The sequence below is a fragment of the Roseovarius halotolerans genome, from assembly GCF_900172255.1.
GTDB classification, from domain to species: domain Bacteria; phylum Pseudomonadota; class Alphaproteobacteria; order Rhodobacterales; family Rhodobacteraceae; genus Roseovarius; species Roseovarius halotolerans.
The window spans coordinates 514,533-540,670 of record NZ_FWFU01000004.1; the positions used below are offsets into that span (position 1 = coordinate 514,533).

The window sequence follows — 26,138 nt, forward strand, 5'->3', positions numbered from 1 at the left end:
GCCATGCCGAGGTTTGCCGCCAATATCACCATGCTGTTTCAGGAGCTGCCCCTTCATGCGCGCCCGATGGCCGCGCGAAAGGCCGGGTTCCAGGCGGTCGAGCTGCTGTTTCCCTATGACGAGCCGGTGCATCGCATCCGCGACGGGCTGGTGCATGCGGGCCTGCCGCTGGTGCTGATCAACACGCCGCTGAGCCGGGACAAGGCGGGGCGGCGTGGCCTTGCGGCGGTGCCGGGAGCGGAGGAAGATTTCGCCGAGGCGTTCCGCCGCGCGCTGCGCGTTGCCAAGGTGCTGGGAGCGGGGCATATCCACATCATGGCCGGGCTGGCCGAAGGGCCGGAAGCGCGAGACAGGTTCATCCGCAACCTGGCCTGGGCCGCCGCCACCGCGCCGGACCAGTCGCTGACGATCGAGCCGATCAACCCGCATGACATGCCGGGGTATTTCCTTAATGATTTCGATCTGGCCGCCGAGGTTCTGGACACCGTGGGCGCGCCCAACCTGGCGCTGCAATTCGATGCCTATCACGCCCGGCGCATCACCGGCGACGTTGCCGGCGCATGGGACAGGCATGGCCATCGCGCGGCGCATGTGCAGGTGGCGGGCTATCCGGGGCGGCACGAACCGGCGGGCGGCGAGATCGACTATCCCGCCTTTTTCGCGCGGCTGGAGGCGGATGGCTATGCCGGGTTCGTCAGCGGTGAATACACACCGGCGGGGCGCACCGAAGAGGGGCTTGGCTGGCTTGCGTGACGCTTACGAGCCGATCAGGTTGGGCGTGGCGCAGGCGGTTCCGGCGGGTTCCATTTCAAGCGTCGCGTGGTGAATGCCGAACCGCGTGGCAAGCATGTCCTTGATGCGTGCGCGCAGGGCGACACCGTCGATCCCGTCCTCCATCGCCACATGAGCCTGGAAGGCGGTTTCGTGTTCCTGCATCCGCCACAGATGCACCGCGTGCACATCGCGCACGCCCTCGATCTCGTCGAGGGCCGCGACCAGATCGCCCAGCGCGGGGTCGTCGGGGCTTCCCAGCATCAGCACATGGATCGTGGGGCGGATGCCCTCGCTGGCGTGCCAGAGGATGTAGCCCGCGATCAGGAAGGTCACCAGGGGGTCGATCAGGCGCCAGTCATACAGCAGGATCAGCGTACCCGCGACGATCACCGCGACCGAGCCCATCGCATCGGCAACGTTGTGCAGGAAGGCAGCGCGGATGTTCATGCTGTCCTTTGACATGCCGTAGATCAGCCATGCCGTCAGGCTGTCGATCACCAGCGCGACGGCGGCCACGACCACCACGATCCAGCCATCCACCCCCACCGGGTTCAGCACCCGCTGAACCCCTTCGGCCACGAGGTAGAGCGCGATGACGATCAGCGTGGTGTAATTGATCAGCGCGGCGACCACCTCGGCGCGGCGATACCCGAAAGTCATCTGCGCATCCGCCGGTCTGCGACCGATGCGGCGCGCGGCGAAGGCGATCACCAGCGACAGCGCGTCGCTGAGGTTGTGCACGGCGTCCGCGATCAGGGCGAGGCTGCCCGAGATCACGCCCGCCACCATCTGCACCAGCGTCAGCGCGATATTGACCCCGACCGCCCAGGCGACGCGGCGGTCGCCGCCAAGATCGGCGGCGTGATTGTGATGATGGTGGTGATGATCGTGCGGCATGGCGATGGCCCTTTGAACTGTGACCAAAGCAATCTAATCTCTCTAGTGACTAGAGGTTCAAGAGGGAAATGCGATGTTTTCCATCGGCGAAATGTCACGCCGCACCGGCGTCAAGGTGGCGACGATCCGCTATTACGAGGGGATGGGCCTGATTGCCCCGGAGGGCCGCACCGAAGGCAACCAGAGGCGCTATGATCTGGCCGGGCTGAAACGGCTGGGTTTCATCCGCCATGCGCGCGACCTGGGCTTGCCTCTGGACACGATCCGGGCGCTGGCGGCGCTGGAGGATCACGACCCGGCGGCGCATGACGAGATCCACGCCATCGCCCAGGACCACCTGAAGGACATACGCGACCGCATCAAGCGGCTGCGGCGGCTGGAAACGGAACTGAAGCGGATCGCCGATGCCTGTGACGCACGCGAGGGCGCGCCGTGCCGCATCCTGCATGCCTTTGGCGATCACGACCAATGCGGCGGGGCGCATTGACGCGCGCCCGCCACGGCAGTGAGGATCAGTTGCGCACCACGTAGACCGAGCATTCGGCGTGGGTAACGACATGGCTGGAAGTGGTGCCCAGAAGGTAATCCTTTACCTTGGGGTTGGCCGATTCCATCACGATGACATCGACGCCGCGTTCGTCCGCCAGCTTGACGATCTGGCGATGCACCGCGCCCTTGCGTACGACGGTTTCCACCTCGACACCGGTCGCGGGGTGGGCGGCGATGAATTTCTTCAGCTCATCCCCCCAGTACTTGTCGGAATCATAGATGTTCAGGTTGCGCTCGATCTCGGGGGCGATCGTGGCCACGATCAGCTTGGCGCCGCGCCGCTGGGCCATCTCGACGGCCTCTTGATAGGCGTTGTATTCCAGCTTGATGTGGCGAAGGTTGACGGGGCAGAGGATCAGTTTGGTTTCGCGGGCCATTGGACAATCTTTCGGCAGGAACGGGTTGCGCGGATGCATGCCCCTACCTGATTCGCGACCATGCTGCGTCGCGGAAACGGCAGGGCGTCGCCTGTAAGCGGCATCATGTAAACAGCGCATGGCACCCTTGCGATCATAGCACAGCGCGCCGCGCCGATCTTTCCCGAATGCTTAATTAATGTGCCTGTGCGCCAGGAAATGTGCATAATCGATGCTCTACCCATCAAACCGGCACGAAAGCGCATCGCGGCGCGACCCGGAGCGATAAATTCGATCAGGCGATGATCGTGAAAGGCTGAACCATGAGCGAAACACAGTATTTCGACGAAATGTGGGGTCATGACGAGACCCTTCGCCAGCCCTATCGGCAGTTTCACGACTGGTTGCACCGGGAGAACCCCGCCGACCTGCGCGCCAAGCAGCGCGAAGCCGAGGAACTTTTCCGCCTGACCGGCATCACCTTCAACGTCTATGGCCGCACCGAGGCCGAAGAACGCCTGATTCCCTTCGACATCATCCCGAGGATCATATCGGCGCCGGAATGGACCAAGCTGTCGCGCGGCATCGAACAGCGGGTGCGCGCGATCAACGCCTTTCTGCACGACATCTATCACCGTCAGGAGATCATCCGCGCCGGGCGCATCCCCAAGGAGATGATCAGCCGCAACGAAGCCTTCCTGCCGCATATGATCGGGGTCGAGCCGCCGGGCGGCATCTATACCCATATCGTCGGGATCGACCTTGTCCGCACCGGGCCGGGCGATTTCTATGTGCTGGAGGACAACGCCCGCACGCCGTCGGGTGTGAGCTACATGCTGGAGAACCGGGAAACGATGCTTCAGATGTTCCCGGAGCTGTTCAGTCAGAACCGGGTGCAGCCGGTGCAGAACTATCCCACCGACCTCTGCCGCTCGCTGGCGGCCTGTGCGCCCCCGGCGGCGGGATCGCAGCCGGTGGTCGCGGTGCTGACGCCGGGGATCTACAATTCGGCCTATTTCGAGCACGCCTTCCTGGCCGACCAGATGGGTGTCGAGCTGGTCGAGGGGCATGACCTGCGGGTCGTGGACGGGCGCGTCGCCATGCGCACGACGCAGGGCTACCAGCCGGTTGATGTGCTCTATCGGCGGGTGGATGACGATTTCCTAGATCCGATGAATTTCAACCCCGACAGCCAGCTTGGCGTGCCGGGGATCATGGATGTCTATCGCGCCGGGGGCATCACCATCGCCAATGCGCCGGGCACGGGCATTGCCGACGACAAGGCGATCTATTCCTACATGCCCGAAATCGTCGAATTCTACACCGGCGAGCGGCCCTTGCTGGAGAACGTGCCGACATGGCGCTGTTCGGACCCGGACGACCTGGCGCATGTGCTGGAGAACCTGGGCGACCTGGTGGTCAAGGAGGTGCATGGCTCGGGCGGTTACGGGATGCTGATCGGGCCGACCGCGACGAAGGCCGAGATCGCGGGTTTCCGCAAGAAGCTGAAGGCGCGGCCGGGCAATTACATCGCGCAGCCGACGCTGAGCCTGTCCACGGTGCCGATCTTCTCACGCCAGGGACTGGCGCCGCGCCATGTGGACTTGCGGCCCTTCGTTCTGGTCAGCCCCGAAGGCATCCGGGTGACGCCGGGGGGATTGACGCGGGTGGCGCTGAAGAAGGGCTCGCTGGTGGTCAATTCCTCGCAAGGGGGCGGCACCAAGGACACCTGGGTTCTGGGGGACTGATCGGAATGCTGGGAAAAACCGCGAATGGCCTGTTCTGGATGTATCGTTACCTGGAACGGGCGGAAAACACCGCGCGGCTGATCGAGGCGGGCCAGCGCATCGCGCTGACCCGGCTGGAGGCGCGCGACGAGGAATGGGTTTCGGTGCTGCAATCGGCCGGGGTGCTGGGCGCGTTTCAGGCCGAGAACGAGACCATCACCAAGGAGGCGGCGATCGACTGGCTGCTGCGCTCGCGCGCGAACACCAGTTCCGTCCTGTCCTGCGTCGAGGCGGCGCGGCAGAATGCGCGCATGGTGCGCACCGCCCTGACCGGCGAGGTCTGGGAGGCGATCAACGCCACCTACATGCGCACCCGCAGCGCGCTGGCGCGCAAGGTATCGGAACGTGAGCTGCCCAAGGTGTTGGGGGCGATCCGCCAGCATACCGCGCTGGTGCGCGGCATGACCCACGGCACGATGCTGCGCAACGAGATCTACGATTTCGCCCGGATCGGCACCTTTCTGGAACGTGCCGACAATACCGCGCGTATCCTGGACGTGAAATATTACGTGCTGCTGCCCACCGCCAGCGCGGTCGGCACGTCGCTCGACAATGTGCAGTGGGAAACCATCCTGCGGTCGGTCTCGGCAAGGGGTGGGTTTCGCATGGCCTATGGCGCGGGCGCAGGCCCTGCCGAGATCACCGAGTTCCTGATCCTCGACAAGCGGATGCCGCGCAGCCTGGCGTTTTGTGTGGACAAGCTGCACTGCAATCTGCGCTACTTGCACAAGGGTAAGCGAAAGCCGCTGCCGTCGCTGCGCCAGGTCGATCAGCTGGAACGGATGTATCTGGTGCATGATATCGGCGCGGTGTTTGAATTCGGCCTGCATGAATTCATCCAGCAGATGCTGACGCAACTGGCCGGGATCGCGCGGCAGATCGAAATTGATTTCCGCTTCTACGAGTGAGGGGCCATGCGACTCAAGATTCAGCACAGCACGCATTACCGTTTCGATACGCCGGTGAAATACGGACTTCAGCAATTGCGCAAGACGCCGAAATCATCGCCTCAGCAGCAGGTCATCCGCTGGCAGACAAAGGTGAAGAATGGCCGCAAGGAGCTGGAATTCGAGGATTTTCATCACAACACCACCGAATTGATCAGCTTTGCGCCGGGCACCACGGAACTGAGCGTGATCAGCGAGGGCGAGGTGGCGCTGAACGATACGCATGGGGTGATCGGCGCGCATCGCGGGCCAGCGCCGCTGTGGCTCTATCTGCGCGAGACCGACCGCACCCGCGCCAAGGCCGGGGCGCGCAGCCTGCTGCGCGGTATCGAGGCGGCAGCCCCCACCCTGGAGGGGCTGCACGCGCTGGCGGACGGTATCCGCGCGGCGGTCAAGTACGAGGTCGGCTCATCGCATCCCGAATGGAGCGCCGAGGACGCGATCGAGGCGGGGCGGGGCGTGTGCCAGGATCACACCCATATCTTCCTGGCCTGCGCCCGCGAGATGGGCGCGCCTGCGCGCTATGTGTCAGGCTACCTCATGCTGGACGACAAGACCGTGCAGGAGGCGATGCATGCCTGGGCCGAGGCGCATATCGAGGGTCTTGGCTGGGTCGGGTTCGACGTGTCGAACGGCATCTCGCCCGATACCCGCTATGTGAGGGTCGCGACCGGGCTGGACTATGGCGATGCTTCTCCGGTATCGGGATCGCGGGTCGGGGGCACAGGCGAGACGCTCGAGGTGCAGATCGACGTGGCGCAGCAGTAAGAGCAAAGGCCCCGGCATGACATATTGCGTGGGAATGATTCTGGACGAGGGGCTGGTTTTCATGTCCGACACACGGACGAATGCCGGGCTCGACAATATCTCGACCTTCCGCAAGATGACGCTTTGGGAACAGCCTGGAGAACGGGTCATCACCCTGATGGCCGCGGGCAACCTGGCCACGACTCAGGCGGTGGTCAGCCTGCTCGATGAACGCAGTAAATCCCCCGAGGAACGACAGCCGTCGCTGTTGCAGGTGCCATCGCTGTTTCAGGCGGCACGGGTCGTCGCCGAGACCCTGCGCGAGGTGATCGAGCAACACGGCCAAGGCGGGCTGCAATCGGACAGCCCGTTCGGCGCGACGCTGATCATCGGCGGGCAGATCGCCGGCAGCCCGCCGCGCCTGTTCATGATCTATCCCGAGGGCAATTTCATCGAAGCGGGCGAGGACACGCCGTTCTTCCAGATCGGTGAAACCAAGTATGGCCGGCCCATCCTGGTGCGGGCCTATGACAGGGGGCTGGGGTTCGAGGCGGCGATGAAACTGCTGCTGGTCAGTTTCGATTCGACTGTGAAGGCCAACCTGACCGTGGGCGCGCCCTTCGATTATCATTTCTACGCCACCGGGAGCCTGCGGGCGGGCCCGCGCGGGCGCATCGCGCAGGACGATCCCTATTTCCAGGTGATCTCGAAAGGCTGGGGTGATGCGTTGAAGGACGCGCTCGACAGCTTGCCGGAATTTCACTTCGAGGAATAGACAGGCGCTCAGTGCGCCTGCGCCCAGTTCGCCCCCTGCCCCGCATCCACGACCAGCGGCACGTCGATCCTGACCGCCGGATCGGCGGCCCCCTGCATGACCTCGCGGGCGGTGTCGATGAGGCTGTCGGCGGCGTCCTCCTGAACCTCGAAGATCAGTTCGTCATGCACCTGAAGCAGCATTTTCGCGGGCAGCCCTTCGATGGCGGCGGGCATGCGGATCATGGCGCGGCGGATGATGTCGGCCGCGGCCCCCTGGATCGGCGCGTTGATCGCGGCGCGGCGCGCGAAACCGGCGCGCGGCCCCTTGGCCGAAATCTCGGGCGTGTGGATCTTGCGCCCGAACAGGGTCTGCACGAAGCCGTGTTCCTTGGCGAAGGCGACGGTCTCGTCCATATAGGCCTTGATGCCGGGGAAGCGCTCGAAATAGCGGTCGATGAAGCCCTGCGCATCCGAGCGGGGAATGCGCAGGTTGCGCGCAAGCCCGAAACCCGAAATCCCGTAGATCACCCCGAAATTGATCGCCTTGGCCTGACGGCGGATTTCGGGAGTCATCTGGTCGAGCGGCACGTCGAACATTTCGGATGCGGTCATGGCGTGGATGTCGAGACCGTCGCGGAACGCCTGTTTCAGAGCGTCGATATCGGCGACATGGGCCAGGATGCGCAGCTCGATCTGGGAGTAATCGAGGCTGACCAGCAGATTGCCCGGCTCGGCGACGAAGGCTTCGCGGATGCGGCGGCCCTCCTCGCTGCGCACGGGGATGTTCTGAAGGTTGGGGTCGGTCGAGGCCAGGCGCCCGGTATTCGCGCCGGTCTGCACATAGGACGTGTGCACGCGGCCGGTCGCGGGATCGATGTGATCCTGAAGCGCGTCGGTATAGGTCGATTTCAGCTTGCTGAGCGCGCGCCAGTCCAGCACCCGCGCCGGAAGATCGTGTTCGGTGGCCAGGTCCTCGAGCACGTCGGCACCGGTGGCATAGGCGCCGGTCTTGCCCTTCTTGCCGCCATCGAGGCCCATTTCATCGAACAGGATCTCGCCCAGCTGTTTGGGTGAGCCGACATTGAACTTGCGCCCGGCCAGTTCGTGTATCTCTTCTTCGAGCTGGGCCATTTTCTGGGCGAACTTGCCCGACATGCGGCTGAGCGTGTCGCGGTCTACCTTGACGCCATTGCGCTCCATCTGCGCCAGCACCGGCGAAAGGGGGCGCTCAAGCGTCTCGTAGACGGTGGTGACCTTTTCGCGGTGCAACTGCGGCTTGAACGAGAGCCACAGCCGCAGGGTGATGTCGGCATCCTCGGCGGCGTATTTCACCGCGTCGATGAGCGGCACCCGGTCAAAGGTGATGGCGGATTTACCGCTGCCCAGGAGGGTCTTGATCGGGATCGGCGTATGACCGAGATAGCGTTCGCTCAGCGTGTCCATGCCATGCCCGTGGATGCCGGCATTGAGCGCGTAGGACATCAGCATCGTATCGTCGAACGGGGCCACGGCGATATCGTGGCGCGCGAAGATCTTGGCGTCGTATTTCATGTTCTGCCCGATCTTGAGGATCGAATCGTCCTCGAGCACGGGTTTTAGCGCCGCCAGCACGGCCTCGAAGGGCAGCTGCCCCTCGGCCAGCGCATCGGTGCTGAAGAGGTCCTCGGCCTGCCCGTCGCGGTGCTGGAGAGGGATGTAGCACGCCTGCCCGGGCACGACCGCCAGCGAGATGCCGACAAGCTCCGCCTGCATCTCGTTGAGCGAGGTGGTTTCGGTATCGACCGCCACATGGCCGTGGGCGCGGATGCGGGCGATCCAGGTGTCGAGCGCATCCATCGTCGCGACGCATTCATAGGTATCGGGCGCAATGGCGGGCCATTCGGGCGCCGCCGCGGACGGATCGGCGCCAGCCGGGTCGGTATCGGGAATGACCGGCGCTTCGGCCCCGAGCCTGTCGGCAATGCGTTTCGAGAGCGTGCGGAACTCCATCTCGGCGAGGAACCCCAGCAACGTGTCGGGATCGGGATCGCGCAGTTCCAGATCGTCCAGTGTGAAGTCGAGCGGCATGTGGCAATCGAGCTGCACGAGCTGGCGCGAGAGTTCGATCTGGGCGCGGTTCTCGATCAGGGTCTGGCGGCGCTTGGGCTGTGTGATTTCCTCGGCGCGGTCGAGCAGCGCATCAAGGCTGCCGAATTCGTTGATCAGGAGAGCCGCCGTCTTGACCCCGATCCCCGGCGCGCCGGGCACGTTATCGACGCTGTCGCCCGCCAGCGCCTGCACGTCGACCACGCGATCGGGGCCGACACCGAATTTTTCCTCGACCCCGGCGGCGTCGATCAGACGGTTCTTCATGGCGTCGAGCATTTCCACCCCGCCGCCGACAAGCTGCATGAGGTCCTTGTCCGAGGAGATGATCGTCACCCGACCGCCCGCGTCGCGCGCCTGACAGGTCAGGGTGGCGATGATGTCGTCGGCTTCAAATCCCTCGATCTCCTTGCAGGCGATGTTGAAGGCTTCGGTGGCGCGCCGGGTCAGCGGGATCTGCGGGCGCAGGTCCTCGGGCATGGCTTCGCGGTTGGCCTTGTACTGATCGTAGAGGTCGTTGCGGAAGGTGTGGCTGCCCTTGTCGAAGATCACCGCGATATGGGTGGGCGCATCGGCGCTGGCGTTGTTGCCGTCGATGTAGCGCTGCAGCATGTTGCAAAAGCCCGACACTGCACCGATCGGCATACCATCGGACTTGCGGGTCAGCGGCGGCAGGGCGTGATAGGCGCGAAAGATGAAGGCCGAGCCGTCGATCAGGTGAAGATGGCAGCCCTTGCCGAATGAATTGCCCATGATCGCCCCCGTTCAAATGTCCTGCGGGGACGGTATTGCCATGAAGTGCCGCGCGCTTCCAGCCGGATCATGCGCATTGATCGTGGCCACGCGCGGTATCCGGCGATACCCTGCCGCCAGCCCCGTCATCAGCCAATTGGTATCGCGATATGAAATTCAACAAGACCGGGATCATTCTCAACACGGAGAATTACCAGGCCTGCGTGACCTTTTACGGAGAGATCCTGGGTCTTGCGCAGCTATACCAGATCGACCGCCCCGGTGAGACATTGACCTGCTTCGACATGGGCGGCGCGTATCTGATGGTTGAAACGGGCGGCACATCGCAGCCCGAGGGCAAGACGCTCGAGACCTGTCCGGTCAAGTTTCGCTTCAACGTCGACGATGTCAGCGATGCGGCGGCCGAATTGATGGCCCGCGGGGTTGGCGTGACGGTGAAGGAGCATGATTGGGGCACGACGGGCGAGTTTCACGACCCCGACGGCAATCGCTGTGCACTGAGGTCCGATCGCGATTTCGGCGGGTGAGGTGCGACTTGCGGGGTCATCATGGGGGCGCTGCCCCCGTCGCCGCAAGCGGCGACTCCCCCGGAGTATTTTGGGCAAGATGAAGCCCGGTCAGACGCAGGGAGGCGTGGGTTCCTGGCGCTCGATCTCGATCAGGCGTTCGAGGCGGGAATCGGAGAGCGCGCCAAGGGTCGCGGTGCGCCCGATCACCAGGGCCGGTGTGCCGACGAAGCCGAAACGGCGGGCAAGATCGGCGGTGATGGAGAGCTGGCGGGTGACGCCGGGGTGATCCAAGTCGGCGATCAGGCGGTCGGGGTCGATGCCGGTATCGCGTGCAAGGCGGCGCAGATAGGCGGGATTCGGCACGAAGGAACTGTCCATCATCCGGGAATGGAACGCGTCGTAAGCCCCCTGGCGTCGTGCAGCCAGGGCGGCGCGCGCGCCAAGGGTCGAATCGGGGCCGAGCAGCGGCAGTTCATGCCAGGTGAGCGAGATTCCGGCTGTCTGCGCCAGCGCGGCGAGCCGGGGGCTGAGCCGGCGGCAGAAGGTGCAGCGGTAGTCCGAGAAATAGGCGAGCGGCACGTCACCCGCGCTGCGCATTTCGGTGAAGAGGAGGTCGCAGACCGAAAGGCCGGGCGTCGCGCCAGGCGCCCCCTGCCCCTCCAGTCCGGCCAGCGCATTGGCGGGTGCGGCAGGCGCGCCCCGTTCCCGGCGGAAACCGGGCAGGCCGGGAATGGGATCGAAGGCGACCTGAGGGTCGAGCATCGCCGAAAGACGCGGCCAGGCGGCCACGCCGAGCGCCGTCAGCACGACCGAGGCCGCGCCCGCCATCAGGATGTCGCGGCGATCAGGCAGCTGACAGTTTGTCCTTGAAGGCGTGGTGAATGTATTTGCAGTCGCAATAGGGGCATTCGACGAAGCCCGTCGCAGGCGGGATCGAAAGCCATACGCGCGGGTGGCCCAATGCGCCTTCGCCGCCGTCGCAGGCGATGCGGTAGCTGTCGACGATCCGGGTTTCCGGGGCTTTCGTCACCATCTGGCGTTTCCTTTTGACGACATTTCCACTAGGTCCGATTATGAGCGATCGGGCAGGCAGGGGCAAGGGCAGCCATGGGCGAGAACGCCATTGAAATCCGCGGACTGGAAAAGATCTATGGGGCGAGCAAGGGCAGCCCCGCCAAACCGGCACTGAAGGGCGTGGACCTGGATATTCCGGCCGGGTCGGTCTTTGGCCTGTTGGGGCCGAACGGGGCGGGCAAATCGACGTTGATCAACATCCTGGCGGGGCTGGTGGTGAAGACCGCCGGGCACGTCACGATCTGGGGTTTCGACCAGGATGTGAACCCGCGCCAGAGCCGTGCCTCGATCGGGGTCATGCCCCAGGAGCTGAACCTCGACCCGTTCTTTACCCCGCGCGCCGCGCTGGAGGTGCAGGCGGGGCTTTACGGTGTTCCGAAATCGCAGCGGCGCAGCGACGAGATCCTGGCGCTGGTGGGGCTGGAGGACAAGGCCGAGGCCTATGCGCGCACGCTGTCGGGCGGGATGCGGCGACGGCTGTTGCTGGCGAAGGCACTGGTGCATCAGCCCCATGTCCTGGTGCTGGACGAGCCGACGGCGGGGGTCGATATCGAGCTGCGCCAGATGCTGTGGCAGAATGTCCGCCGCCTGAACGAGCAGGGCATGACGGTGATCCTGACGACCCATTACCTCGAAGAGGCCGAAGAGATGTGCGACGAGATCGCGATCATCAATTTCGGCGAGGTGGTCGCGCGCGACAGCACCGCCAACCTGCTGGAACGGCTGGATTCCAAGACCATGATCATTCATCCCGACAGCGATGTGACCGAGCTGCCGCAGGCCCCCGGACTGACAGTGGAAAAGCGCGCCGACGGGGCGCTCGTGTTCACGTACCAGTCGCGCGAAACCCCCGCCGAGGCGGTGCTGGAGGCAGTGCGCGGCGCGGGCATCCGCATTCGCGACGTGAAGACCGAACAGGCCGATCTGCAGGACGTGTTCCTGGAACTGACGCGGTCGCGCCAGGCGTAACCGCGCGGCGCGATCAAGACCGTCAGATCAGGCCTTCGGCGCGGAACATCTCCTTTACATCCGCCTCGGGGCGCGCACCGTAATGCGAGATCACCTCGGCGGCGGCGATGCAGCCCATGCGCCCCGCCACCTCAAGCGGCGCGCCGGTCGCCACGCCGTAAAGGAAGCCGGCGGCGAACTGATCGCCCGCGCCGGTGCTGTCGAGCGCCGGCACCGCGCGGACCGGCACGGTGAGCGTGTCGCCGCCCGTGGCGATCACCACGTCATGGCCCGAGCGGGTGCAGACCACGAGCCCGCTTTCGGCGGCCGCCTGTTCCAGCGCCGCGCCGAGATCCTCGGTTTCATAGAGCGCGCACCATTCATGTTCGTTGCCCAGCACGTAGTCGAGCTCCTGAACCAGCTTGCGGAAATCACCGCGGTGGCGGTCGACGCAGAACGGGTCGGAAAGCGTGATGCCCGCCATCCCGCCCGACGCGCGGCAGGCACGCGATGCGGCGAGAAAGGCATCCTTGCCCTTGGGCTTGTCGAAGAGATAGCCTTCGAGGAACAGGAGCGCCGCGCCGCCGGCGACATCATCGTCCACGTCCTCGGGGCCAAGCTCGGCAGAGATCCCCAGATAGGTGTTCATCGAGCGCTCGCCATCGGGCGAGACGAAGATCATCGAGCGCGAGGTCGGCAATTCGCCCTCGGGCACGGGCGGATTGACGAAGTCGATCCCCTCGGCGGTCATCGCATTGGCATAGAAACGGCCCAGCGCATCGTCATGCACGCGCCCGATGAACCCCGTCTTGAGCCCGAGCGCCCCCAGACCGGCGATGGAGTTGGCGACCGAGCCGCCGGGCATCTGGTTGCGGTTCTGCATCTGGTCGAACAGGAATTCCCCGCGCTGCTGCTCGACAAGCTGCATGACGCCCTTGTCGATGCCAAGGCGCGTCAGAACATCGTCGTCGCATTGGGTGATGACATCGACGACGGCATTGCCGATGCCGACGGCCTGGTATCTGGTCATATGGTTTTTTCCTCGTACTGACAGAGATCACGGATGATGCAGGTCGGGCACATCGGCTTGCGGGCCTTGCAGTGGTAGCGGCCATGCAGGATGAGCCAGTGATGGGCGCGTTGCTGGAAATCGACCGGCACGTTGTCTTCGATAGCGCGCTCGACCGCGACAACGTCCTTGCCGGGGCAGATGCCGGTGCGGTTGCCGACGCGGAAGATATGGGTATCGACCGCCTGCGCGGGATAGTGCCACCACATGTTGAGAACGACATTCGCGGTCTTGCGCCCCACCCCCGGCAGCGCCTGAAGGGCGGCACGGGAATTGGGGACTTCGCCGTCATATTGATCGACGAGGATGCGCGAAAGCTTGATCACGTTCTTCGCCTTGTTGCGGTAAAGGCCGATGGTCTTGATATGGTCGATCAGCCCGTCTTCGCCGAGGTCGAGCATCTTTTGCGGCGTGTCGGCGATCTGAAACAGCGCGCGCGTGGCGCGGTTGACGCCCGCGTCGGTCGCCTGCGCCGAAAGCGCGACGGCAACCACCAGCGTATAGGCGTTGACGTGGTCGAGCTCACCCTTTGGTTCGGGCTCGGCCGCCTGGAAACGGGTGAAGATCTCGCGGATGGTGTGATAATCGAGCTGGCTTGCCATGCGAAGCCTTTTGCCCCGAAAGAACCCAATGCGCAACATTCGGGTCGCCGCAGGGCGCCGCGCGTCTTAATCTTGGGACATGAACAAAGACGAGACCATGAGCGAAACCATGAAAGATGCCCCTGCAGATGCCCTTACGGTCGAGCCGAGCGAGAGCGCGAAAGCGCAGAGCTATCATTACCACGTGATGCGCCGGGCGCTGGACAAGATCGATGCGGCGGGCGAGCGGATACCGCTTGAGTCGCTGGCCACCGAGTTGAACATGAGTCCGGCGCATTTTCAGCGCCTGTTCTCGGCCTGGGTCGGAGTCTCGCCCAAGCGGTATCAGCAATACCTGACGCTGGAACATGCCAAGGCGCTGCTGGCCGAGCGCCACACGGTGCTGGAGACCGCTGTGGCTGCGGGGCTGTCGGGCACCGGGCGGCTGCATGACCTGTTCCTGAGATGGGACGCCATGAGCCCCGGCGAATACGCGCGGCGGGGCAAGGGGCTGACGATTCGCCACGGCTGGTTCGCAAGTCCCTTTGGCGAGGTGCTGGCAATGGGCACCGACAAGGGGCTGTGCGGGCTGGCATTTGCCGAGGAATGCGGGCGCGTTGCCGCCTGGCAGGACATGGCGGGGCGCTGGCCCGCCGCGCGGTTCGAGCATGACCCGGACAGTATCGCGCCTTGGGTCGAAGCGGCCTTTGAAGGACGCGGCGAAGCGGCGCTGCACATGATCGGCGCGCCGTTTCAGATCAAGGTCTGGGAGGCGTTACTGCGCGTGCCGAGCGGCCATGTCACCACCTATTCCGACATCGCGCACGCCATCGGCAGCCCGCGCGCGGTGCGCGCCGTGGGCACCGCTGTGGGGCGCAATCCGGTCAGTTTCCTTATCCCGTGTCACCGGGCGATGCGAAAATCGGGCGGGCTTGGCGGCTATCACTGGGGCTTGCCGGTCAAACGGGCGATGCTGGCCTGGGAAAGTGCGCGCGCCGAGGCCTGACGGCGCGCCCGGGTATCAGATATGCGCGGATTGCCGCCGATTTCCCCCCGGTTTTCCTTGGGTCGGGGGACGGCATTGCCTATTCTGTCCCCAGACCCGGCCAATCGGGCAATCAACACAAGGCTTCATTCATGATCCGAGCACGACATTCACTTCTTATTCTTGCCGGCACATCCCTGCTGATGGCCACGGCATGCACCGACCCGGCAATGGTCAACGGCAATGACCCGCGCCAGAAAACAAAGCAGGGCGCGCTTCTGGGCGGCCTGTTGGGCGCGGGGCTTGGCGCCGCGGTCAGCGACGACAAGGGCAAGGGCGCCATCATCGGCGGTGCGCTTGGCGCAGCGGGCGGCGCGGCCTATGGCAACATGCTGGACAAGCAGGAAGCGCAGCTTCGCCAGGAGCTGGACAACGACCGCATCCGCATCACCAATACCGGTGACCGCCTGATCGTAACCATGCCGCAGGACATCCTGTTCGACGTGGACAGCGCCGCCGTCCGTCCCGGACTGCGCAGCGACCTGCTGACCGTGGCGGACAGCCTGCGCGATTATCCCGATTCGTCGGTGCAGGTGGTCGGTCATACCGACAACACCGGCGCGGCCTCCTATAACCAGCAGCTCTCGGAGCGGCGCGCGAATGCGGTGGCCGATGTGCTGATGCAGGGCGGCGTTTCCTTCGGGCGCATCCAGACCTTTGGCCGGGGCGAGAACCAGCCGATCGCGGATAACCTGACCGATTCGGGCCGCGCGCAGAACCGCCGGGTCGAGATCGTGATCCTGCCCAACGCGGCCTGATCGCACGGCGCCACGGGCGCCCCGGAAACGGCAAAACCCCGGCAAGGTCCAAGGCCCTGCCGGGGTTTTTCATGTCCGGGTCATGCCGGGCGGTCCTTACATGGCGTCGATCATCTCGGCCTGGCGCACGATCACCTCGGCCTGCTTGATCGAGGCGATATCCACCAGACGGCCCTTGTAGGTGGTCGCGCCTTCGCCGCGCGCCTTGGCCTCGTCCATCGCCTTCAGGATTTCGCGGGCTTCCTGCACGGCTTCGGCGGAAGGGGTGAAGATCTCGTTCGCCAGCGCGATCTGCTTGGGGTGGATCGCCCATTTGCCGACCATGCCCAGCGTCGCCGAGCGGCGCGCCTGTGCGCGGAAACCCTCGTCATCCGAGAAATCCCCGAACGGGCCATCGACCGGCAACAGCCCATGCGTGCGGCATGCCGCGACGATGGCGGTCTGCGCCCAGTGCCAGGGATCAGACCAGTATTTCTGTCCCTCGCGCAGCATGTAATAGCTTTCCTGCGTGCCGCCGATGCCGGTGGTCGCCATGCCCATCGAGGCGGCGAAATCCGCCGCACCGAGGCTGAGCGCCTGCATCCTGGGGCTGGCGGCGGCGATCTCTTCGACATGGGCGATGCCGGCGGCGGATTCGATGATCGCCTCGAAGCTGATGCGCTTCTTGCGGCTCTTGGCGGCCTCGACCCCGGTCACCAGCGCATCGACGGCATAGATATCCGCCGCGCAGCCCGCCTTGGGGATCATGATCTGATCGAGCCGGTCGCCCGCCTGTTCCAGAAGGTCCACCACGTCGCGATACCAGAACGGCGTATCCAGACCGTTGATGCGCACCGACAGGGTCTTCTGCCCCCAGTCCACATCGTTGATCGCCTGGATGGTGTTGGCGCGCGCCGTGTCCTTGTCACCGGGCGAGACCGAGTCCTCGAGGTCGATATTGATGACATCCGCCGCACTGGCCGCCATCTTCTCGAACAGCTTGGTATTGGAGCCGGGGCCGAAGAGCTGGCAGCGGTTGGGACGGGCGGGGGCGGGCGGTTGCAGGCGGAAGCTCATGATGCGCGGCCTCTTGTCGAATGTTTCACTTTTGATCGGCCAACCGGTATAAAATTGCGCCCGCCCCCGCAACCGGTTTCTGCGCAGCAGCATCACGGGACCGCAGCCGGAAGTGGCGTTTGCGTATGGGGAAAAATTCTGTAGAACGTCGCACAAGCGGGATATTCTTGCGTACTGGTGGATTTTTACTTCGATTTCCCACAGAACATCGCGCCCATACTGTAGGAAAATCCCCCGAAACGTGATTCCCGAAAGGAGCCGTCATGATCGAGACCCCTTACCTGTTGTTTCTGGGCGATGCGCCCGACATGCTGGCCGCCAAGGTGGCCATCGGCATCCGCGACTGGCGCCCCGACAATGCCGTCGGCCAGCTGCGCCTGCCGGGCTGCGGCGCCGACCTGGGGCTGAGCGACATGACCCTGGAAGAGGCCCGCGCCGCCGGTGCCAAGACGCTGGTGATCGGTGTCGCCAACCGGGGCGGCGTGATCTCGAAGGAATGGAAAAAGGTTCTGGTCGCCGCGCTGGAGGAAGGTTTCGACCTCGCCGCGGGGCTGCACAACCTCTTGCGCAACGAACCCGACCTTGTGGCCGTGGCCGAGGCGACCGGGCGCAGCCTGCATGACGTGCGCGTGCCCGAGGTGGATTACCCCATCGCCGACGGCAAGAAGCGCCGCGGCAAGCGCTGCCTGCCTGTGGGCACCGATTGTTCGGTCGGCAAGATGTATACGGCGATCGCGATGGAGCGCGAGATGCACGCGCGCAACATGAAGGCGACGTTCCGCGCAACCGGGCAGACCGGCATCCTGATCACCGGCGACGGTGTCCCTCTGGACGCCGTGATCGCGGATTTCATGGCCGGTTCGGTCGAATGGCTGACGCCGGACAATGACGAGGATCACTGGGACCTGATCGAGGGTCAGGGCAGCCTGTTCCATGTCTCCTATTCGGGTGTGACCATGGCGCTCATTCATGGCGGCCAGCCGGATGCGCTGATCCTGTGCCACGAGCCGACGCGCGCGCAAATGCGCGGCTTGCCGGATTACACCCCGCCCTCGCTGGAAGAGCTGCGCGACACCGCGCTGCCGCTGGCGCGCATCGCCAATTCCGGCTGCGTGGTGGCAGGCGTGTCGGTGAACACCCAGCATATGAGCGAAGAGGACGCGAAGGCCTATCTCGCCGAGATCGAAAGCAGCATGGATCTGCCCGCGACCGACCCCTATCGGTTCGGACCGGGCAAGCTGGTGGACGCGCTGGCCGCCCTGTGATCTGATCGCCTCGCCCGGCGGCGCGATGACGCGGCCGGGCAGATGAGTATTTGAAGAACGATGAAGGAGAAGAGCGTGGAGATATCGCTGACCCGTGATGTGTTCCGGCTGGCGCAGGTCTTCACGATCAGCCGCGGTTCGCGCAGTGAAGCGCAGGTGCTGACGGTGCATCTGAACGATGGCGGCGTGAGCGGGCGCGGCGAATGCGTGCCCTATGCCCGCTATGGCGAGACGCTGGAGTCCGTGGCCGCGCAGATCGAGGGCCTGCCCGAGACCTTCGATCGCGCCCGGTTGCAGGACCTGCTGCCCGCCGGGGCGGCGCGCAACGCGGTGGATTGCGCGCTGTGGGATCTTGAGGCCAAGCGCGCGGGCAAGCGCGTGTGGGAGCTGGCCGGGCTGCCCGAGCCGAAGCCCGAAATCACAGCCTACACCCTGTCGCTGGACACGCCGGACGCCATGCGCGAACAGGCCGCGAAACACGCGCATCGCCCGCTTCTGAAGATCAAGCTGGGCACGCCCGACGACATGGAGCGCGTCGAAGCGGTGCGCGCAGGAGCGCCCAAATCCCGCATCATCGTCGATGCCAACGAGGGCTGGAGCGCAGAGGTCTATGCCGAACTGGCGCCGCATCTGGTGCGGCTTGGCGTGAGCCTTGTGGAACAGCCCCTGCCCGCAGGCGATGACGAGGCGCTGCGCGGAATCGAGCGCCCCCTGCCGGTCTGCGCAGATGAATCCTGCCATGACCGCGACAGCCTGCCCGGGCTGAAGGGGAAATATGACGTGGTCAATATCAAGCTCGACAAGACCGGTGGCCTGACCGAGGCCCTGGCCCTGCGCGACGCCGCGAAAGCGGACGGTTACAAGGTGATGGTGGGCTGCATGGTGGGCAGTTCGCTGGCGATGGCGCCGGCGGTTCTGGTGGCACAGGGCGCTCTGGTAACGGATCTTGACGGGCCGCTGTTGCTAGCTGAAGACCGGGACGAGGGTTTGACGTTTGACGAGGCCGGGGTGCATCCGCCCAAGGCCGCATTGTGGGGATGAAGAACATGCGCACCGTATACCTGAATGGCGAATACCTGCCCGAGACCGAAGCCAGGGTCTCGATCTTCGACCGGGCCTTCCTGATGGCTGACGGGGTCTATGAGGTGACCAGTGTGCTGGGCGGCAAGCTTATCGATTTCGAGGGGCATCTGAAACGGCTGGAGCGGTCGCTCAATGAGCTCGACATGCCCAAGCCCGAAGCCTTCGACGAGTTGCTGGATATCCACCGCGAACTGGTGCGCGTCAACGATATAGACGACGGGCTGATCTATCTCCAGGTCACGCGCGGCAGCGATGGCGACCGCGATTTCGCTTTTCCGGACCCGGAGACCACGGCCCCGACACTGGTGCTTTTCACCCAATCGAAGCCCGGCCTGGCCAACAGCCCGCAGGCGGAAAAGGGTTTGAAAATCATAAGCATAGATGACGTTCGCTGGGGCCGCCGCGACATCAAGACCGTGCAGCTTCTCTATCCTTCGATGGGCAAGATGATGGCCAAGAAGGCGGGGTGTGATGATGCGTGGATGGTGGAGGACGGGCATGTCACCGAAGGGACCAGCAACAACGCCTATATCGTCAAGGGCGGGCGGATCATCACGCGCCAGCTGAGCAACGACATCCTGCACGGGATCACCCGCGCGGCGGTGCTGCGCTTTGCGCGCGAAGCGCAGATGGAAGTCGAGGAAAGGCCTTTTACCATTGAGGAAGCGAAGACTGCGGACGAGGCTTTCGTGACCTCGGCCAGCGCCTTCGTGATGCCGGTGGTGGAGATCGACGGCGCGAGCCTGGGCGATGGCAAGCCGGGTCCGGTGGCCAGAAGGCTGCGTGAAATCTACCTCGAGGAAAGCCTGAAAAAGGCGATCTGAGGCGCGCGGGACGTGTACGAAACGTCCGTTTTGTACGGCGGTTTCGTACATCTTTCGCGCCGGGTCCGCCCCGGCGCGCGCAAGTTTTGTACAAATTGGCAGAGTCCGCGCCAGAGGCGCAATCTCTCCGGCGCATGAAAACGCGCCGCGGGCGCCGGTTCAGCCGGGCTTGTCGGGGTTACCCACGTTCTGCGCGAAGGCCTGCCGGAACTCGGCCTGCTTCTCGGGGCTGGCCTCGGTCTGGTGGCCGGCTTTCCAGTCTTCGTAGGGCATGCCGTAGAAGATCTCGCGCGCCTCGTCCTTGGTCATCTCGATGCCACGGGCATTGGCGGCCTCCTGATACCAGCGGCTGAGGCAGTTGCGGCAGAACCCGGTCAGGTTCATCATGTCGATATTCTGCACGTCGGGGCGTTTTTCCATCAGGTGTTCGCGCAGGGTGCGAAAGGCGGCGGCCTCGAGTTCGATGCGTGTCCGGTCGTCCATGACGGTCCTCCTTGGTGTCAGCTTCAACATGCGCACAAGGGCGCGTGCGTTCAAGGCGTCGGTGCGGCGTCAGACCCCGGCGCGGCGCGCGGCCTCGGTCAGGATGGGGGCGAGGCGGCACGCCCATGCGGCCTGCGTGTCGGGGGTTTCGATCAGGTCGTTGCGCAATTCGAGGAGCGTGTTGGGGCGCTCATGGGCGATTGCGTGGCGGGCGATGGCATCGCCGGGAAGATGGCCGCCGTATGGTTCGTTCTCGCCGATGCAGAGATCCTGCTCGTCGTGAAGCAGGTCGATGAAGGGTCGCGACAGGCGCCGGTCGGCGGCATAGAGCACACCCACATGCCAGGGCCGGGGCGGGCGCGCGCGAAGCTGTCGGGTGAAGCTGTGAACCGACACGATCACCGTGTCGCGCTGGCGCGCGGCCAGTTCCGACAGGGCCGTGTGATAGGGCCGGTAACAGCGGTTGAGGCGGCGCTCCAGTTCCTCTTGCCCGGCGTGGCGGTTGCCGGGAATGATCGTGCCGTCATAGAGCTTCATCAACAGGGTCGGGTCGTCCTCGCCACGGTTCGGATCGATCACGAGGCGCGAGAAATTCGACAGGATCACGGGCGCATCGAGATGCCGCGCCAGTTCGCGCGCCACACCGGCGGCGCCCACATCATAGGCGATATGGCGGTTCATGTCGGCCTCGGGCAGGCCGAGGGTGCCGCCGTTGACGAAGGGCGGCACGGTGTTGGCGGCATGGTCGCAGGTGACCAGCCAGCGGGCGGGGCGCTCTGCGCCCTCTATGAAAAAGGGTTGATAGGTCATCGCGGTGTCATGTCCTTTGCGCATCCTCTAGGACAGATGAAAGAGGATGTGAATTGGGAATGGACCTTGCTGCGCCGTTAGCGGTAACATATGGCCAACCGAGCAGCCAGGGACCATGCCGGACCCGGCAGCCCATTGACAGGACGCGCCCGGATGGTGACACCGGGCGGCGAATAAAGACAGGAATTCCCGGATGAAACGCCACCGCAACGTCAAGATCGTGGCCACGCTTGGCCCCGCCTCGTCGGATTACGACACGATTCGCGCCCTGCATGAGGCGGGCGCGGACGTGTTCCGCCTGAACATGAGCCACGGCGTTCATGAAGAGATCGCCGAAAAGCACCGCATCATCCGCCAGATCGAAGAAGAGCTGAACAGCCCGATTGCGATCCTGGCGGACCTTCAGGGGCCGAAGCTGAGGGTCGGCAGTTTCGCCAATGGCGAGGAGGAGCTGATCGAGGGTGCGGCGTTCCGGCTGGACCTGGACGAGGCCGAGGGCGACGCGAACCGCGTCTGCCTGCCCCATCCCGAGATCTTTGCCGCGCTCGAACCGGGCGCGAGCCTGTTGGTCAATGACGGCAAGATCCGCCTCAAGGTGATCGAATGCGGCAAGGATTTCGCGCAGACCGAAGTGGTCATCGGCGGCACCATTTCCAACCGCAAGGGGGTCAATGTGCCCGATGTGGTGCTGCCGCTGGCGGCGCTTTCGGAAAAGGACCGTGCCGACCTGGAATTCGTCTGCGGGCTGGGCATCGACTGGCTGGCGCTGAGTTTCGTGCAGCGGGCGGAGGACGTGACCGAAGCGCGCGAACTGGCGGCTGGCCGGGCCGCGATCCTGAGCAAGATCGAGAAACCCTCGGCGGTGACGCAGTTCGACGCGATCCTCGAGGCCTCGGACGGGATCATGGTGGCGCGCGGCGATCTGGGGGTGGAACTGCCGGTGCAGAACGTGCCCCCCATCCAGAAGCGCCTGGTGCGCAAGTGCCGCGCCGCCGCCAAGCCGGTGATTGTCGCCACACAGATGCTGGAATCGATGATCGAGAGCCCGATGCCCACCCGCGCCGAGGTGAGCGACGTGGCCACGGCCATTTACGAGGGCGCGGATGCGATCATGCTGTCGGCGGAATCGGCGGCGGGAGATTACCCCGTCGAGGCGGTCACGACGATGGACAATGTCGCCCGCGAGGTCGAGGACGACCCCACCTACCAGGAGGTGATCGAGGCCTCGCGCCGGGTCAGCCGCACATCGGTGGCCGACGGTATCGTCGCCGCCGCGCGCGAGATCGCCGAAACCACGGATATCAAGGCGATCTGCTGTTTCACGCAGTCGGGCACGACCGCACTTCTGACTGCGCGCGAACGCCCGCGCGTGCCGATCATCGCGATGACCAACCTGTTGGGCACCGCGCGGCGGCTGGCGCTGACATGGGGCGTGCATTGCGTGATGACCGGCCAGCTTGAGCGCTTCAAGCAGGCGGTGCTGAATGCGGCGCGCGCGGCGCGCGAGGAAGGCTATGCCGAGCCGCTCGATCAGATCGTGGTGACGGCGGGCGTGCCTTTCAACGTGCCGGGCACCACCAACATCCTGCGTGTCGCGCCCTGTCAGGAAAGTTTGATATACGCGACCGATCCGGGTTAAACTGCGCCTGTCGCAGCCTGTTTCCCGTATCGGAGAGTTGAATGGACCATGATCTTGCGCTGATTGTCGGCCTTGTGCTGATCATCCTGTCCATTCCCTCGATCATCGCCGCGTTCAGCGACGGACACGCGCCGCGCGTCGCCGCCTTCACGATCATCGCGGGCGGGGCGCTGTTGGTCTGGGCAATCTCGAGCAAGCCCGGCGGCTACACGATCAGCGATGTGCCCGACACCTTCGTACGCGTGGTGGCACGGTATCTGCCCTGAGGGGCGGAGCAGCGCGCGCGCCTGTAAGTGAGTAAAGAGTGGAGGTCGTTTTGACCGATAAAGAACACGTCGAATCCGGAATTCTCAGCCGTTTCATTGACTTATTCTGGGGCTATGGAAGTTTCGAGGCCCCGATCTGGATGGTCGGAATGGAGGAATCCTGCGGTGAGAAGGACTTTCCCAAGCGCATCAATGCCTGGCACACGCGTGGCGAGCGGCAATTGGACGATGCGGCCGGGTATCATCAAGCGATCGGCGCGCCTGAGCATTTCGAAGAACGGGCCAGGGTGCAAAGGACATGGTCCAAGCTGATCAAGACCTATCTGGCCGCCTATGGCCATCGGACGAATACAAGCGACACGCGCCGGTTCCAGATCATGTCGCTGGGTCGTATCGAACCTGTGCTGGTGCCCACATGCTTTATCGAACTGATGCCCCTGCCGTCGCCGAGTACGGGCGATTGGTGGGTCAAGGATCACACCGATCTCGACTATCTGCAGAGCCGCAAGGCCTATATGGCGGAGGTTGCCGACAAGCGTGCGCAAAAGCTGAAAGCGCTCGTCGCCGAACATCGGCCCGCCGCCGTGCTGTTCTATGGCTCGACCCTCAGGAAACACTGGGAGCGCGTGTCTGGCCCGCTGGTGCGCCACCCGGCGCATCAGAAGTTGTTCCACAGCCAGACCGGCGGCACGCAGTTCCTGATGATGCCGCATCCGGTCGCGCACGGGGTGAAGAACGCCGACTACATCAAGGTGGGTGAACTGCTGCGTGACCGGATCGGCGGGCAGTAAGACGGCGCCGACCGGGCGCAGGATGCATTGCTTTGGCGCTGCGGCCACGAACCCGTCTTTCACGGTGACACCCCCTTGCGAAACAGAGTGAGTCGGCGTATACGGCGCGCTCTGATACCGCGTGGCCGGCCGAAGTGGCATGCCGAGTCGCGCGTTCCACCGAACCTGAAGAGGAGCCGGAAATGCCCAAGATGAAGACCAAGTCGAGCTGCAAGAAGCGGTTCAAGGTGACGGCCAGCGGCAAGATCAAATGCGGACAGGCGGGTAAGCGCCACGGCATGATCAAGCGCACCACCAAGTTCATCCGTGACGCCCGTGGCACCACGGTCATGTCCGAGGCAGACGCCAAGATCGTCCGCCCGATGATGCCCTATTCCCGCTAAGGCCAAGGAGACCTGAACCATGTCACGCGTCAAAGGTGGGACCGTTACCCACGCCCGTCACAAGAAAGTCGTCAAGGCCGCCAAAGGCTATTACGGACGTCGCAAGAATACCTTCAAGGTGGCCCGTCAGGCCGTCGACAAGGCCAACCAATACGCCACGCGCGACCGCAAGAACCGCAAGCGCAATTTCCGCGCGCTGTGGATCCAGCGGATCAATGCCGCCGTGCGCGCCCATGATGAAGGCCTGACCTATTCGCGCTTCATCAACGGGCTGTCGCTGGCCGGGATCGAAGTGGACCGCAAGGTTCTGGCCGATCTGGCCGTGCGCGAACCCGAAGCATTCGGTGCCATCGTCGATCAGGCGAAAGGCGCCCTGGCATCATAAGCCAGCCGCGTTCGAGGGACAGAACGCAAAGCACCTGAACAACCGCCGTCAGCCCCGCGCTGGCGGCGGTTTTCGTTGTGCGCCGCCTGCGGGCGTGCCCGAAATTGCCCCGGCCCTGCCCTTATTCCGGCGGATTCGACATGCACCCTGAACGACGGATCGCGGCCCGTCCGGCCGCCCGTTGGATGGAGATGCAGATGCAGAGCTCACCGCAACAGCCCGTTCTGACGCTTCTGAGCGAGAAGGCCCGCCGCCTGCTGGCGGCGCATGACCAGGAGGTCCAGCGCGCCCGTCCCGCCTGACCCGGCGGCCTGAACCGCCTCCGCGGCCGGCGCCAGTCACTTGCGCTGGCGCGCCAAGCGCGGTAACCCGCCCGTGACGCCAAACGGGTGAGACAGATGGACGACCTCAGAGACAAGTACCTGACCGCGATCGCCAATGCCGGCGACGAGGCCGCGCTGGAGAACCTGCGCGTCCAGGCCGTTGGCAAGAAGGGCGAGATCAGCCTCAAGATGCGCGAGCTGGGCAAGATGACGCCCGAGGAGCGGCAGGTCATGGGGCCGAAGCTCAATGCGCTGAAAGACGAGATCAATTCGGCGCTCTCGGCCAAGAAACAGGGGTTGGGAGATGCCGCCCTCGACGAGCGCCTGCGCGGCGAGTGGCTGGATGTCACCCTGCCCGGCCGGTCGCGCCGAAACGGCACCATCCACCCCGTCAGCCAGGTCAGCGAGGAAGTCACCGCGATCTTCGCCGATATGGGCTTTGCCGTGGCCGAGGGGCCGCAGGTGGAAAGCGACTGGCATAATTTCGACGCGCTCAACATTCCCGGCCACCACCCGGCGCGCGCCGAGATGGACACGTTCTATATGCACCGCGACGCGGACGATACGCGCCCGCCGCATGTTCTGCGCACCCATACGAGCCCGGTTCAGATCCGCTCGATGGAATTGCAGGGCGCGCCGCTCAGGGTGATCTGTCCGGGCCGCGTCTATCGCGCCGATTACGACCAGACCCATACACCGATGTTCCACCAGGTCGAAGGGCTGGCGGTGGACAAGGACATTTCCATGGCCAACCTGAAATGGGTGCTGGAAGAGTTCGTGAAAGCCTATTTCGAGGTCGATGGCGTCGACCTGCGCTTCCGTGCCTCGCATTTCCCCTTCACCGAACCTTCGGCCGAGGTGGATATCCGCTGCAGCTGGGAAGGCGGCACGCTCAAGGTGGGCGAAGGCGACGACTGGCTGGAAATCCTGGGCAGCGGCATGGTCCATCCCAAGGTCTTGATGGCGGGGAATATCGACCCGGCGGCCTGGCAGGGCTTTGCCTTTGGCATGGGGATCGACCGGATCGCGATGCTGAAATACGGCATCCCCGACCTGCGCGCGTTCTTCGATTCCGACTTGCGCTGGCTACGCCATTACGGCTTCAGCGCGCTGGACGTGCCGACGGTGCGCGGCGGGTTGAGCAGGTAGACGGCGAGCACAGCAACGCGCGGTGAGGACGCCGCGCCGATAATCC

General features: G+C 64.6%; 30 protein-coding genes. 20 read left to right on the forward strand and 10 right to left on the reverse strand.

What is annotated here, in order from left to right; genetic code table 11:
• Positions 1-3 precede the first annotated feature (3 nt).
• Complete coding sequence (locus ROH8110_RS17270; protein WP_085818980.1) at positions 4-753, forward strand: hydroxypyruvate isomerase family protein; 750 nt, start codon at positions 4-6, stop codon at positions 751-753.
• Between the two features lie 3 nt (positions 754-756).
• Here ROH8110_RS17270 and ROH8110_RS17275 read toward each other — a convergent pair whose 3' ends face one another.
• The gene (locus ROH8110_RS17275) at positions 757-1,671 is read right to left on the reverse strand and encodes a cation diffusion facilitator family transporter (RefSeq protein WP_085818981.1); all 915 of its coding nucleotides are present in this window, start codon (positions 1,669-1,671) and stop codon (positions 757-759) included.
• A 73-nt stretch (positions 1,672-1,744) separates the two neighbouring features.
• On the opposite strand from ROH8110_RS17275, the gene ROH8110_RS17280 reads away from it, so the two are divergent.
• On the forward strand, positions 1,745-2,158 hold the full coding sequence (locus ROH8110_RS17280) for a MerR family transcriptional regulator (protein ID WP_085818983.1): 414 nt from the start codon (positions 1,745-1,747) through the stop codon (positions 2,156-2,158).
• A 25-nt stretch (positions 2,159-2,183) separates the two neighbouring features.
• On the opposite strand, the gene ROH8110_RS17285 is transcribed toward ROH8110_RS17280, so the two are convergent.
• Positions 2,184-2,597 carry a universal stress protein gene (locus ROH8110_RS17285; RefSeq protein WP_085818984.1) on the reverse strand — a complete coding sequence of 138 codons (414 nt, stop codon included), beginning with the start codon at positions 2,595-2,597 and terminating at the stop codon, positions 2,184-2,186.
• 302 nt (positions 2,598-2,899) lie between these two features.
• Between ROH8110_RS17285 and ROH8110_RS17290 the strand changes: the two genes are divergently transcribed.
• Genes ROH8110_RS17290 through ROH8110_RS17305 form a run of 4 tightly spaced genes read left to right on the forward strand, consistent with a single transcriptional unit; the run spans position 2,900 to position 6,832 of the window.
• Positions 2,900-4,324: a circularly permuted type 2 ATP-grasp protein gene (locus tag ROH8110_RS17290; protein WP_085818986.1), complete on the forward strand. Its 1,425-nt coding sequence runs from the start codon at positions 2,900-2,902 to the stop codon at positions 4,322-4,324.
• Positions 4,325-4,329: 5 nt separating this feature from the next.
• On the forward strand, positions 4,330-5,271 hold the full coding sequence (locus tag ROH8110_RS17295; protein WP_085818987.1) for an alpha-E domain-containing protein: 942 nt from the start codon (positions 4,330-4,332) through the stop codon (positions 5,269-5,271).
• A gap of 6 nt (positions 5,272-5,277) precedes the next feature.
• Complete coding sequence (locus tag ROH8110_RS17300) at positions 5,278-6,078, forward strand: transglutaminase family protein (RefSeq protein ID WP_085818989.1); 801 nt, start codon at positions 5,278-5,280, stop codon at positions 6,076-6,078.
• 16 nt (positions 6,079-6,094) lie between these two features.
• Complete coding sequence (locus tag ROH8110_RS17305) at positions 6,095-6,832, forward strand: proteasome-type protease (protein WP_211330791.1); 738 nt, start codon at positions 6,095-6,097, stop codon at positions 6,830-6,832.
• Between the two features lie 8 nt (positions 6,833-6,840).
• Here the strand turns inward: ROH8110_RS17305 and polA are convergent, their stop codons facing one another.
• The gene (gene polA / locus ROH8110_RS17310) at positions 6,841-9,651 is read right to left on the reverse strand and encodes a DNA polymerase I (protein ID WP_085818993.1); all 2,811 of its coding nucleotides are present in this window, start codon (positions 9,649-9,651) and stop codon (positions 6,841-6,843) included.
• A 149-nt stretch (positions 9,652-9,800) separates the two neighbouring features.
• On the opposite strand from polA, the gene ROH8110_RS17315 reads away from it, so the two are divergent.
• Positions 9,801-10,178 (forward strand): VOC family protein, encoded by a 378-nt coding sequence (locus ROH8110_RS17315; RefSeq protein WP_085818994.1) that lies wholly within the window; start codon positions 9,801-9,803, stop codon positions 10,176-10,178.
• 90 nt (positions 10,179-10,268) lie between these two features.
• Here the strand turns inward: ROH8110_RS17315 and ROH8110_RS17320 are convergent, their stop codons facing one another.
• Together ROH8110_RS17320 and ROH8110_RS17325 are read right to left on the reverse strand one after the other, a co-directional pair.
• Positions 10,269-10,988 carry a DsbA family protein gene (locus tag ROH8110_RS17320; RefSeq protein ID WP_085818996.1) on the reverse strand — a complete coding sequence of 240 codons (720 nt, stop codon included), beginning with the start codon at positions 10,986-10,988 and terminating at the stop codon, positions 10,269-10,271.
• A gap of 16 nt (positions 10,989-11,004) precedes the next feature.
• Positions 11,005-11,193: a zinc-finger domain-containing protein gene (locus tag ROH8110_RS17325; RefSeq protein WP_085818998.1), complete on the reverse strand. Its 189-nt coding sequence runs from the start codon at positions 11,191-11,193 to the stop codon at positions 11,005-11,007.
• A gap of 74 nt (positions 11,194-11,267) precedes the next feature.
• On the opposite strand from ROH8110_RS17325, the gene ROH8110_RS17330 reads away from it, so the two are divergent.
• Entirely contained in the window at positions 11,268-12,203 is a 936-nt protein-coding gene (locus tag ROH8110_RS17330; RefSeq protein ID WP_085818999.1) for an ABC transporter ATP-binding protein, read from the forward strand.
• 22 nt (positions 12,204-12,225) lie between these two features.
• Here ROH8110_RS17330 and ROH8110_RS17335 read toward each other — a convergent pair whose 3' ends face one another.
• Positions 12,226-13,212, reverse strand: coding sequence for an adenosine kinase (locus tag ROH8110_RS17335; RefSeq protein ID WP_085819001.1), 987 nt, complete (start codon positions 13,210-13,212; stop codon positions 12,226-12,228).
• Positions 13,209-13,853 carry an endonuclease III gene (nth, locus tag ROH8110_RS17340; protein ID WP_085819003.1) on the reverse strand — a complete coding sequence of 215 codons (645 nt, stop codon included), beginning with the start codon at positions 13,851-13,853 and terminating at the stop codon, positions 13,209-13,211. The genes ROH8110_RS17335 and nth overlap by 4 nt, the downstream gene beginning before the upstream one ends.
• Before the next feature lie 109 nt (positions 13,854-13,962).
• Between nth and ROH8110_RS17345 the strand changes: the two genes are divergently transcribed.
• Together ROH8110_RS17345 and ROH8110_RS17350 are read left to right on the forward strand one after the other, a co-directional pair.
• Positions 13,963-14,838 carry a methylated-DNA--[protein]-cysteine S-methyltransferase gene (locus ROH8110_RS17345; RefSeq protein WP_085819079.1) on the forward strand — a complete coding sequence of 292 codons (876 nt, stop codon included), beginning with the start codon at positions 13,963-13,965 and terminating at the stop codon, positions 14,836-14,838.
• Between the two features lie 131 nt (positions 14,839-14,969).
• Positions 14,970-15,635, forward strand: a complete 666-nt coding sequence (locus ROH8110_RS17350) for a YiaD family glycine zipper/OmpA-like lipoprotein (protein WP_085819005.1) — start codon at positions 14,970-14,972, stop codon at positions 15,633-15,635.
• Positions 15,636-15,731: 96 nt separating this feature from the next.
• On the opposite strand, the gene ROH8110_RS17355 is transcribed toward ROH8110_RS17350, so the two are convergent.
• Positions 15,732-16,691 (reverse strand): L-malyl-CoA/beta-methylmalyl-CoA lyase, encoded by a 960-nt coding sequence (locus ROH8110_RS17355; protein ID WP_085819080.1) that lies wholly within the window; start codon positions 16,689-16,691, stop codon positions 15,732-15,734.
• Positions 16,692-16,954: 263 nt separating this feature from the next.
• Between ROH8110_RS17355 and dgcN the strand changes: the two genes are divergently transcribed.
• The 3 genes from dgcN to ROH8110_RS17370 are packed head-to-tail and all read left to right on the forward strand — an operon-like array spanning position 16,955 to position 19,863.
• Entirely contained in the window at positions 16,955-17,956 is a 1,002-nt protein-coding gene (gene dgcN, locus ROH8110_RS17360; protein WP_085819007.1) for an N-acetyltransferase DgcN, read from the forward strand.
• Between the two features lie 60 nt (positions 17,957-18,016).
• Complete coding sequence (dgcA, locus tag ROH8110_RS17365; protein WP_370738121.1) at positions 18,017-18,997, forward strand: N-acetyl-D-Glu racemase DgcA; 981 nt, start codon at positions 18,017-18,019, stop codon at positions 18,995-18,997.
• Positions 18,998-19,002: 5 nt separating this feature from the next.
• Positions 19,003-19,863, forward strand: a complete 861-nt coding sequence (locus ROH8110_RS17370) for a D-amino-acid transaminase (RefSeq protein WP_085819081.1) — start codon at positions 19,003-19,005, stop codon at positions 19,861-19,863.
• Between the two features lie 159 nt (positions 19,864-20,022).
• Here ROH8110_RS17370 and ROH8110_RS17375 read toward each other — a convergent pair whose 3' ends face one another.
• Positions 20,023-20,346 carry a DUF1244 domain-containing protein gene (locus tag ROH8110_RS17375; RefSeq protein ID WP_085819010.1) on the reverse strand — a complete coding sequence of 108 codons (324 nt, stop codon included), beginning with the start codon at positions 20,344-20,346 and terminating at the stop codon, positions 20,023-20,025.
• Positions 20,347-20,415: 69 nt separating this feature from the next.
• A complete protein-coding gene (locus ROH8110_RS17380) occupies positions 20,416-21,156 on the reverse strand; it encodes an N-formylglutamate amidohydrolase (RefSeq protein WP_085819083.1) in 741 nt (246 codons plus the stop codon).
• 193 nt (positions 21,157-21,349) lie between these two features.
• Here ROH8110_RS17380 and pyk point away from each other — a divergent pair, with 193 nt between their 5' ends.
• From pyk to pheS, 7 genes are all read left to right on the forward strand, one after another.
• Positions 21,350-22,795 (forward strand): pyruvate kinase, encoded by a 1,446-nt coding sequence (pyk, locus tag ROH8110_RS17385; RefSeq protein WP_085819011.1) that lies wholly within the window; start codon positions 21,350-21,352, stop codon positions 22,793-22,795.
• Between the two features lie 41 nt (positions 22,796-22,836).
• Positions 22,837-23,061, forward strand: coding sequence for a hypothetical protein (locus tag ROH8110_RS17390; RefSeq protein WP_085819012.1), 225 nt, complete (start codon positions 22,837-22,839; stop codon positions 23,059-23,061).
• Positions 23,062-23,099: 38 nt separating this feature from the next.
• A complete protein-coding gene (locus tag ROH8110_RS17395; RefSeq protein WP_176236625.1) occupies positions 23,100-23,852 on the forward strand; it encodes a hypothetical protein in 753 nt (250 codons plus the stop codon).
• Positions 23,853-24,034: 182 nt separating this feature from the next.
• Complete coding sequence (rpmI, locus tag ROH8110_RS17400; RefSeq protein ID WP_085819014.1) at positions 24,035-24,235, forward strand: 50S ribosomal protein L35; 201 nt, start codon at positions 24,035-24,037, stop codon at positions 24,233-24,235.
• A 19-nt stretch (positions 24,236-24,254) separates the two neighbouring features.
• Positions 24,255-24,620, forward strand: a complete 366-nt coding sequence (gene rplT, locus ROH8110_RS17405; RefSeq protein ID WP_085819015.1) for a 50S ribosomal protein L20 — start codon at positions 24,255-24,257, stop codon at positions 24,618-24,620.
• A gap of 140 nt (positions 24,621-24,760) precedes the next feature.
• The gene (locus ROH8110_RS18770) at positions 24,761-24,922 is read left to right on the forward strand and encodes a hypothetical protein (RefSeq protein ID WP_170156517.1); all 162 of its coding nucleotides are present in this window, start codon (positions 24,761-24,763) and stop codon (positions 24,920-24,922) included.
• Between the two features lie 96 nt (positions 24,923-25,018).
• Positions 25,019-26,092 (forward strand): phenylalanine--tRNA ligase subunit alpha, encoded by a 1,074-nt coding sequence (gene pheS / locus ROH8110_RS17410; RefSeq protein ID WP_085819016.1) that lies wholly within the window; start codon positions 25,019-25,021, stop codon positions 26,090-26,092.
• Positions 26,093-26,138 lie beyond the last annotated feature (46 nt).

Excerpts from the sequence above, each read along its gene's own strand:
- ROH8110_RS17270 (WP_085818980.1), top strand. The coding sequence starts at position 4 with ATGCCGAGGTTTGCCGCCAATATCACCATGCTGTTTCAGGAGCTGCCC.
- ROH8110_RS17275 (WP_085818981.1), bottom strand. The coding sequence starts at position 1,671 with ATGCCGCACGATCATCACCACCATCATCACAATCACGCCGCCGATCTT.
- ROH8110_RS17280 (WP_085818983.1), top strand. The coding sequence starts at position 1,745 with ATGTTTTCCATCGGCGAAATGTCACGCCGCACCGGCGTCAAGGTGGCG.
- ROH8110_RS17285 (WP_085818984.1), bottom strand. The coding sequence starts at position 2,597 with ATGGCCCGCGAAACCAAACTGATCCTCTGCCCCGTCAACCTTCGCCAC.
- ROH8110_RS17290 (WP_085818986.1), top strand. The coding sequence starts at position 2,900 with ATGAGCGAAACACAGTATTTCGACGAAATGTGGGGTCATGACGAGACC.
- ROH8110_RS17295 (WP_085818987.1), top strand. The coding sequence starts at position 4,330 with ATGCTGGGAAAAACCGCGAATGGCCTGTTCTGGATGTATCGTTACCTG.
- ROH8110_RS17300 (WP_085818989.1), top strand. The coding sequence starts at position 5,278 with ATGCGACTCAAGATTCAGCACAGCACGCATTACCGTTTCGATACGCCG.
- ROH8110_RS17305 (WP_211330791.1), top strand. The coding sequence starts at position 6,095 with ATGACATATTGCGTGGGAATGATTCTGGACGAGGGGCTGGTTTTCATG.
- polA (WP_085818993.1), bottom strand. The coding sequence starts at position 9,651 with ATGGGCAATTCATTCGGCAAGGGCTGCCATCTTCACCTGATCGACGGC.
- ROH8110_RS17315 (WP_085818994.1), top strand. The coding sequence starts at position 9,801 with ATGAAATTCAACAAGACCGGGATCATTCTCAACACGGAGAATTACCAG.
- ROH8110_RS17320 (WP_085818996.1), bottom strand. The coding sequence starts at position 10,988 with ATGGCGGGCGCGGCCTCGGTCGTGCTGACGGCGCTCGGCGTGGCCGCC.
- ROH8110_RS17325 (WP_085818998.1), bottom strand. The coding sequence starts at position 11,193 with ATGGTGACGAAAGCCCCGGAAACCCGGATCGTCGACAGCTACCGCATC.
- ROH8110_RS17330 (WP_085818999.1), top strand. The coding sequence starts at position 11,268 with ATGGGCGAGAACGCCATTGAAATCCGCGGACTGGAAAAGATCTATGGG.
- ROH8110_RS17335 (WP_085819001.1), bottom strand. The coding sequence starts at position 13,212 with ATGACCAGATACCAGGCCGTCGGCATCGGCAATGCCGTCGTCGATGTC.
- nth (WP_085819003.1), bottom strand. The coding sequence starts at position 13,853 with ATGGCAAGCCAGCTCGATTATCACACCATCCGCGAGATCTTCACCCGT.
- ROH8110_RS17345 (WP_085819079.1), top strand. The coding sequence starts at position 13,963 with ATGAAAGATGCCCCTGCAGATGCCCTTACGGTCGAGCCGAGCGAGAGC.
- ROH8110_RS17350 (WP_085819005.1), top strand. The coding sequence starts at position 14,970 with ATGATCCGAGCACGACATTCACTTCTTATTCTTGCCGGCACATCCCTG.
- ROH8110_RS17355 (WP_085819080.1), bottom strand. The coding sequence starts at position 16,691 with ATGAGCTTCCGCCTGCAACCGCCCGCCCCCGCCCGTCCCAACCGCTGC.
- dgcN (WP_085819007.1), top strand. The coding sequence starts at position 16,955 with ATGATCGAGACCCCTTACCTGTTGTTTCTGGGCGATGCGCCCGACATG.
- dgcA (WP_370738121.1), top strand. The coding sequence starts at position 18,017 with ATGAAGGAGAAGAGCGTGGAGATATCGCTGACCCGTGATGTGTTCCGG.
- ROH8110_RS17370 (WP_085819081.1), top strand. The coding sequence starts at position 19,003 with ATGCGCACCGTATACCTGAATGGCGAATACCTGCCCGAGACCGAAGCC.
- ROH8110_RS17375 (WP_085819010.1), bottom strand. The coding sequence starts at position 20,346 with ATGGACGACCGGACACGCATCGAACTCGAGGCCGCCGCCTTTCGCACC.
- ROH8110_RS17380 (WP_085819083.1), bottom strand. The coding sequence starts at position 21,156 with ATGACCTATCAACCCTTTTTCATAGAGGGCGCAGAGCGCCCCGCCCGC.
- pyk (WP_085819011.1), top strand. The coding sequence starts at position 21,350 with ATGAAACGCCACCGCAACGTCAAGATCGTGGCCACGCTTGGCCCCGCC.
- ROH8110_RS17390 (WP_085819012.1), top strand. The coding sequence starts at position 22,837 with ATGGACCATGATCTTGCGCTGATTGTCGGCCTTGTGCTGATCATCCTG.
- rpmI (WP_085819014.1), top strand. The coding sequence starts at position 24,035 with ATGCCCAAGATGAAGACCAAGTCGAGCTGCAAGAAGCGGTTCAAGGTG.
- rplT (WP_085819015.1), top strand. The coding sequence starts at position 24,255 with ATGTCACGCGTCAAAGGTGGGACCGTTACCCACGCCCGTCACAAGAAA.
- ROH8110_RS18770 (WP_170156517.1), top strand. The coding sequence starts at position 24,761 with ATGCACCCTGAACGACGGATCGCGGCCCGTCCGGCCGCCCGTTGGATG.
- pheS (WP_085819016.1), top strand. The coding sequence starts at position 25,019 with ATGGACGACCTCAGAGACAAGTACCTGACCGCGATCGCCAATGCCGGC.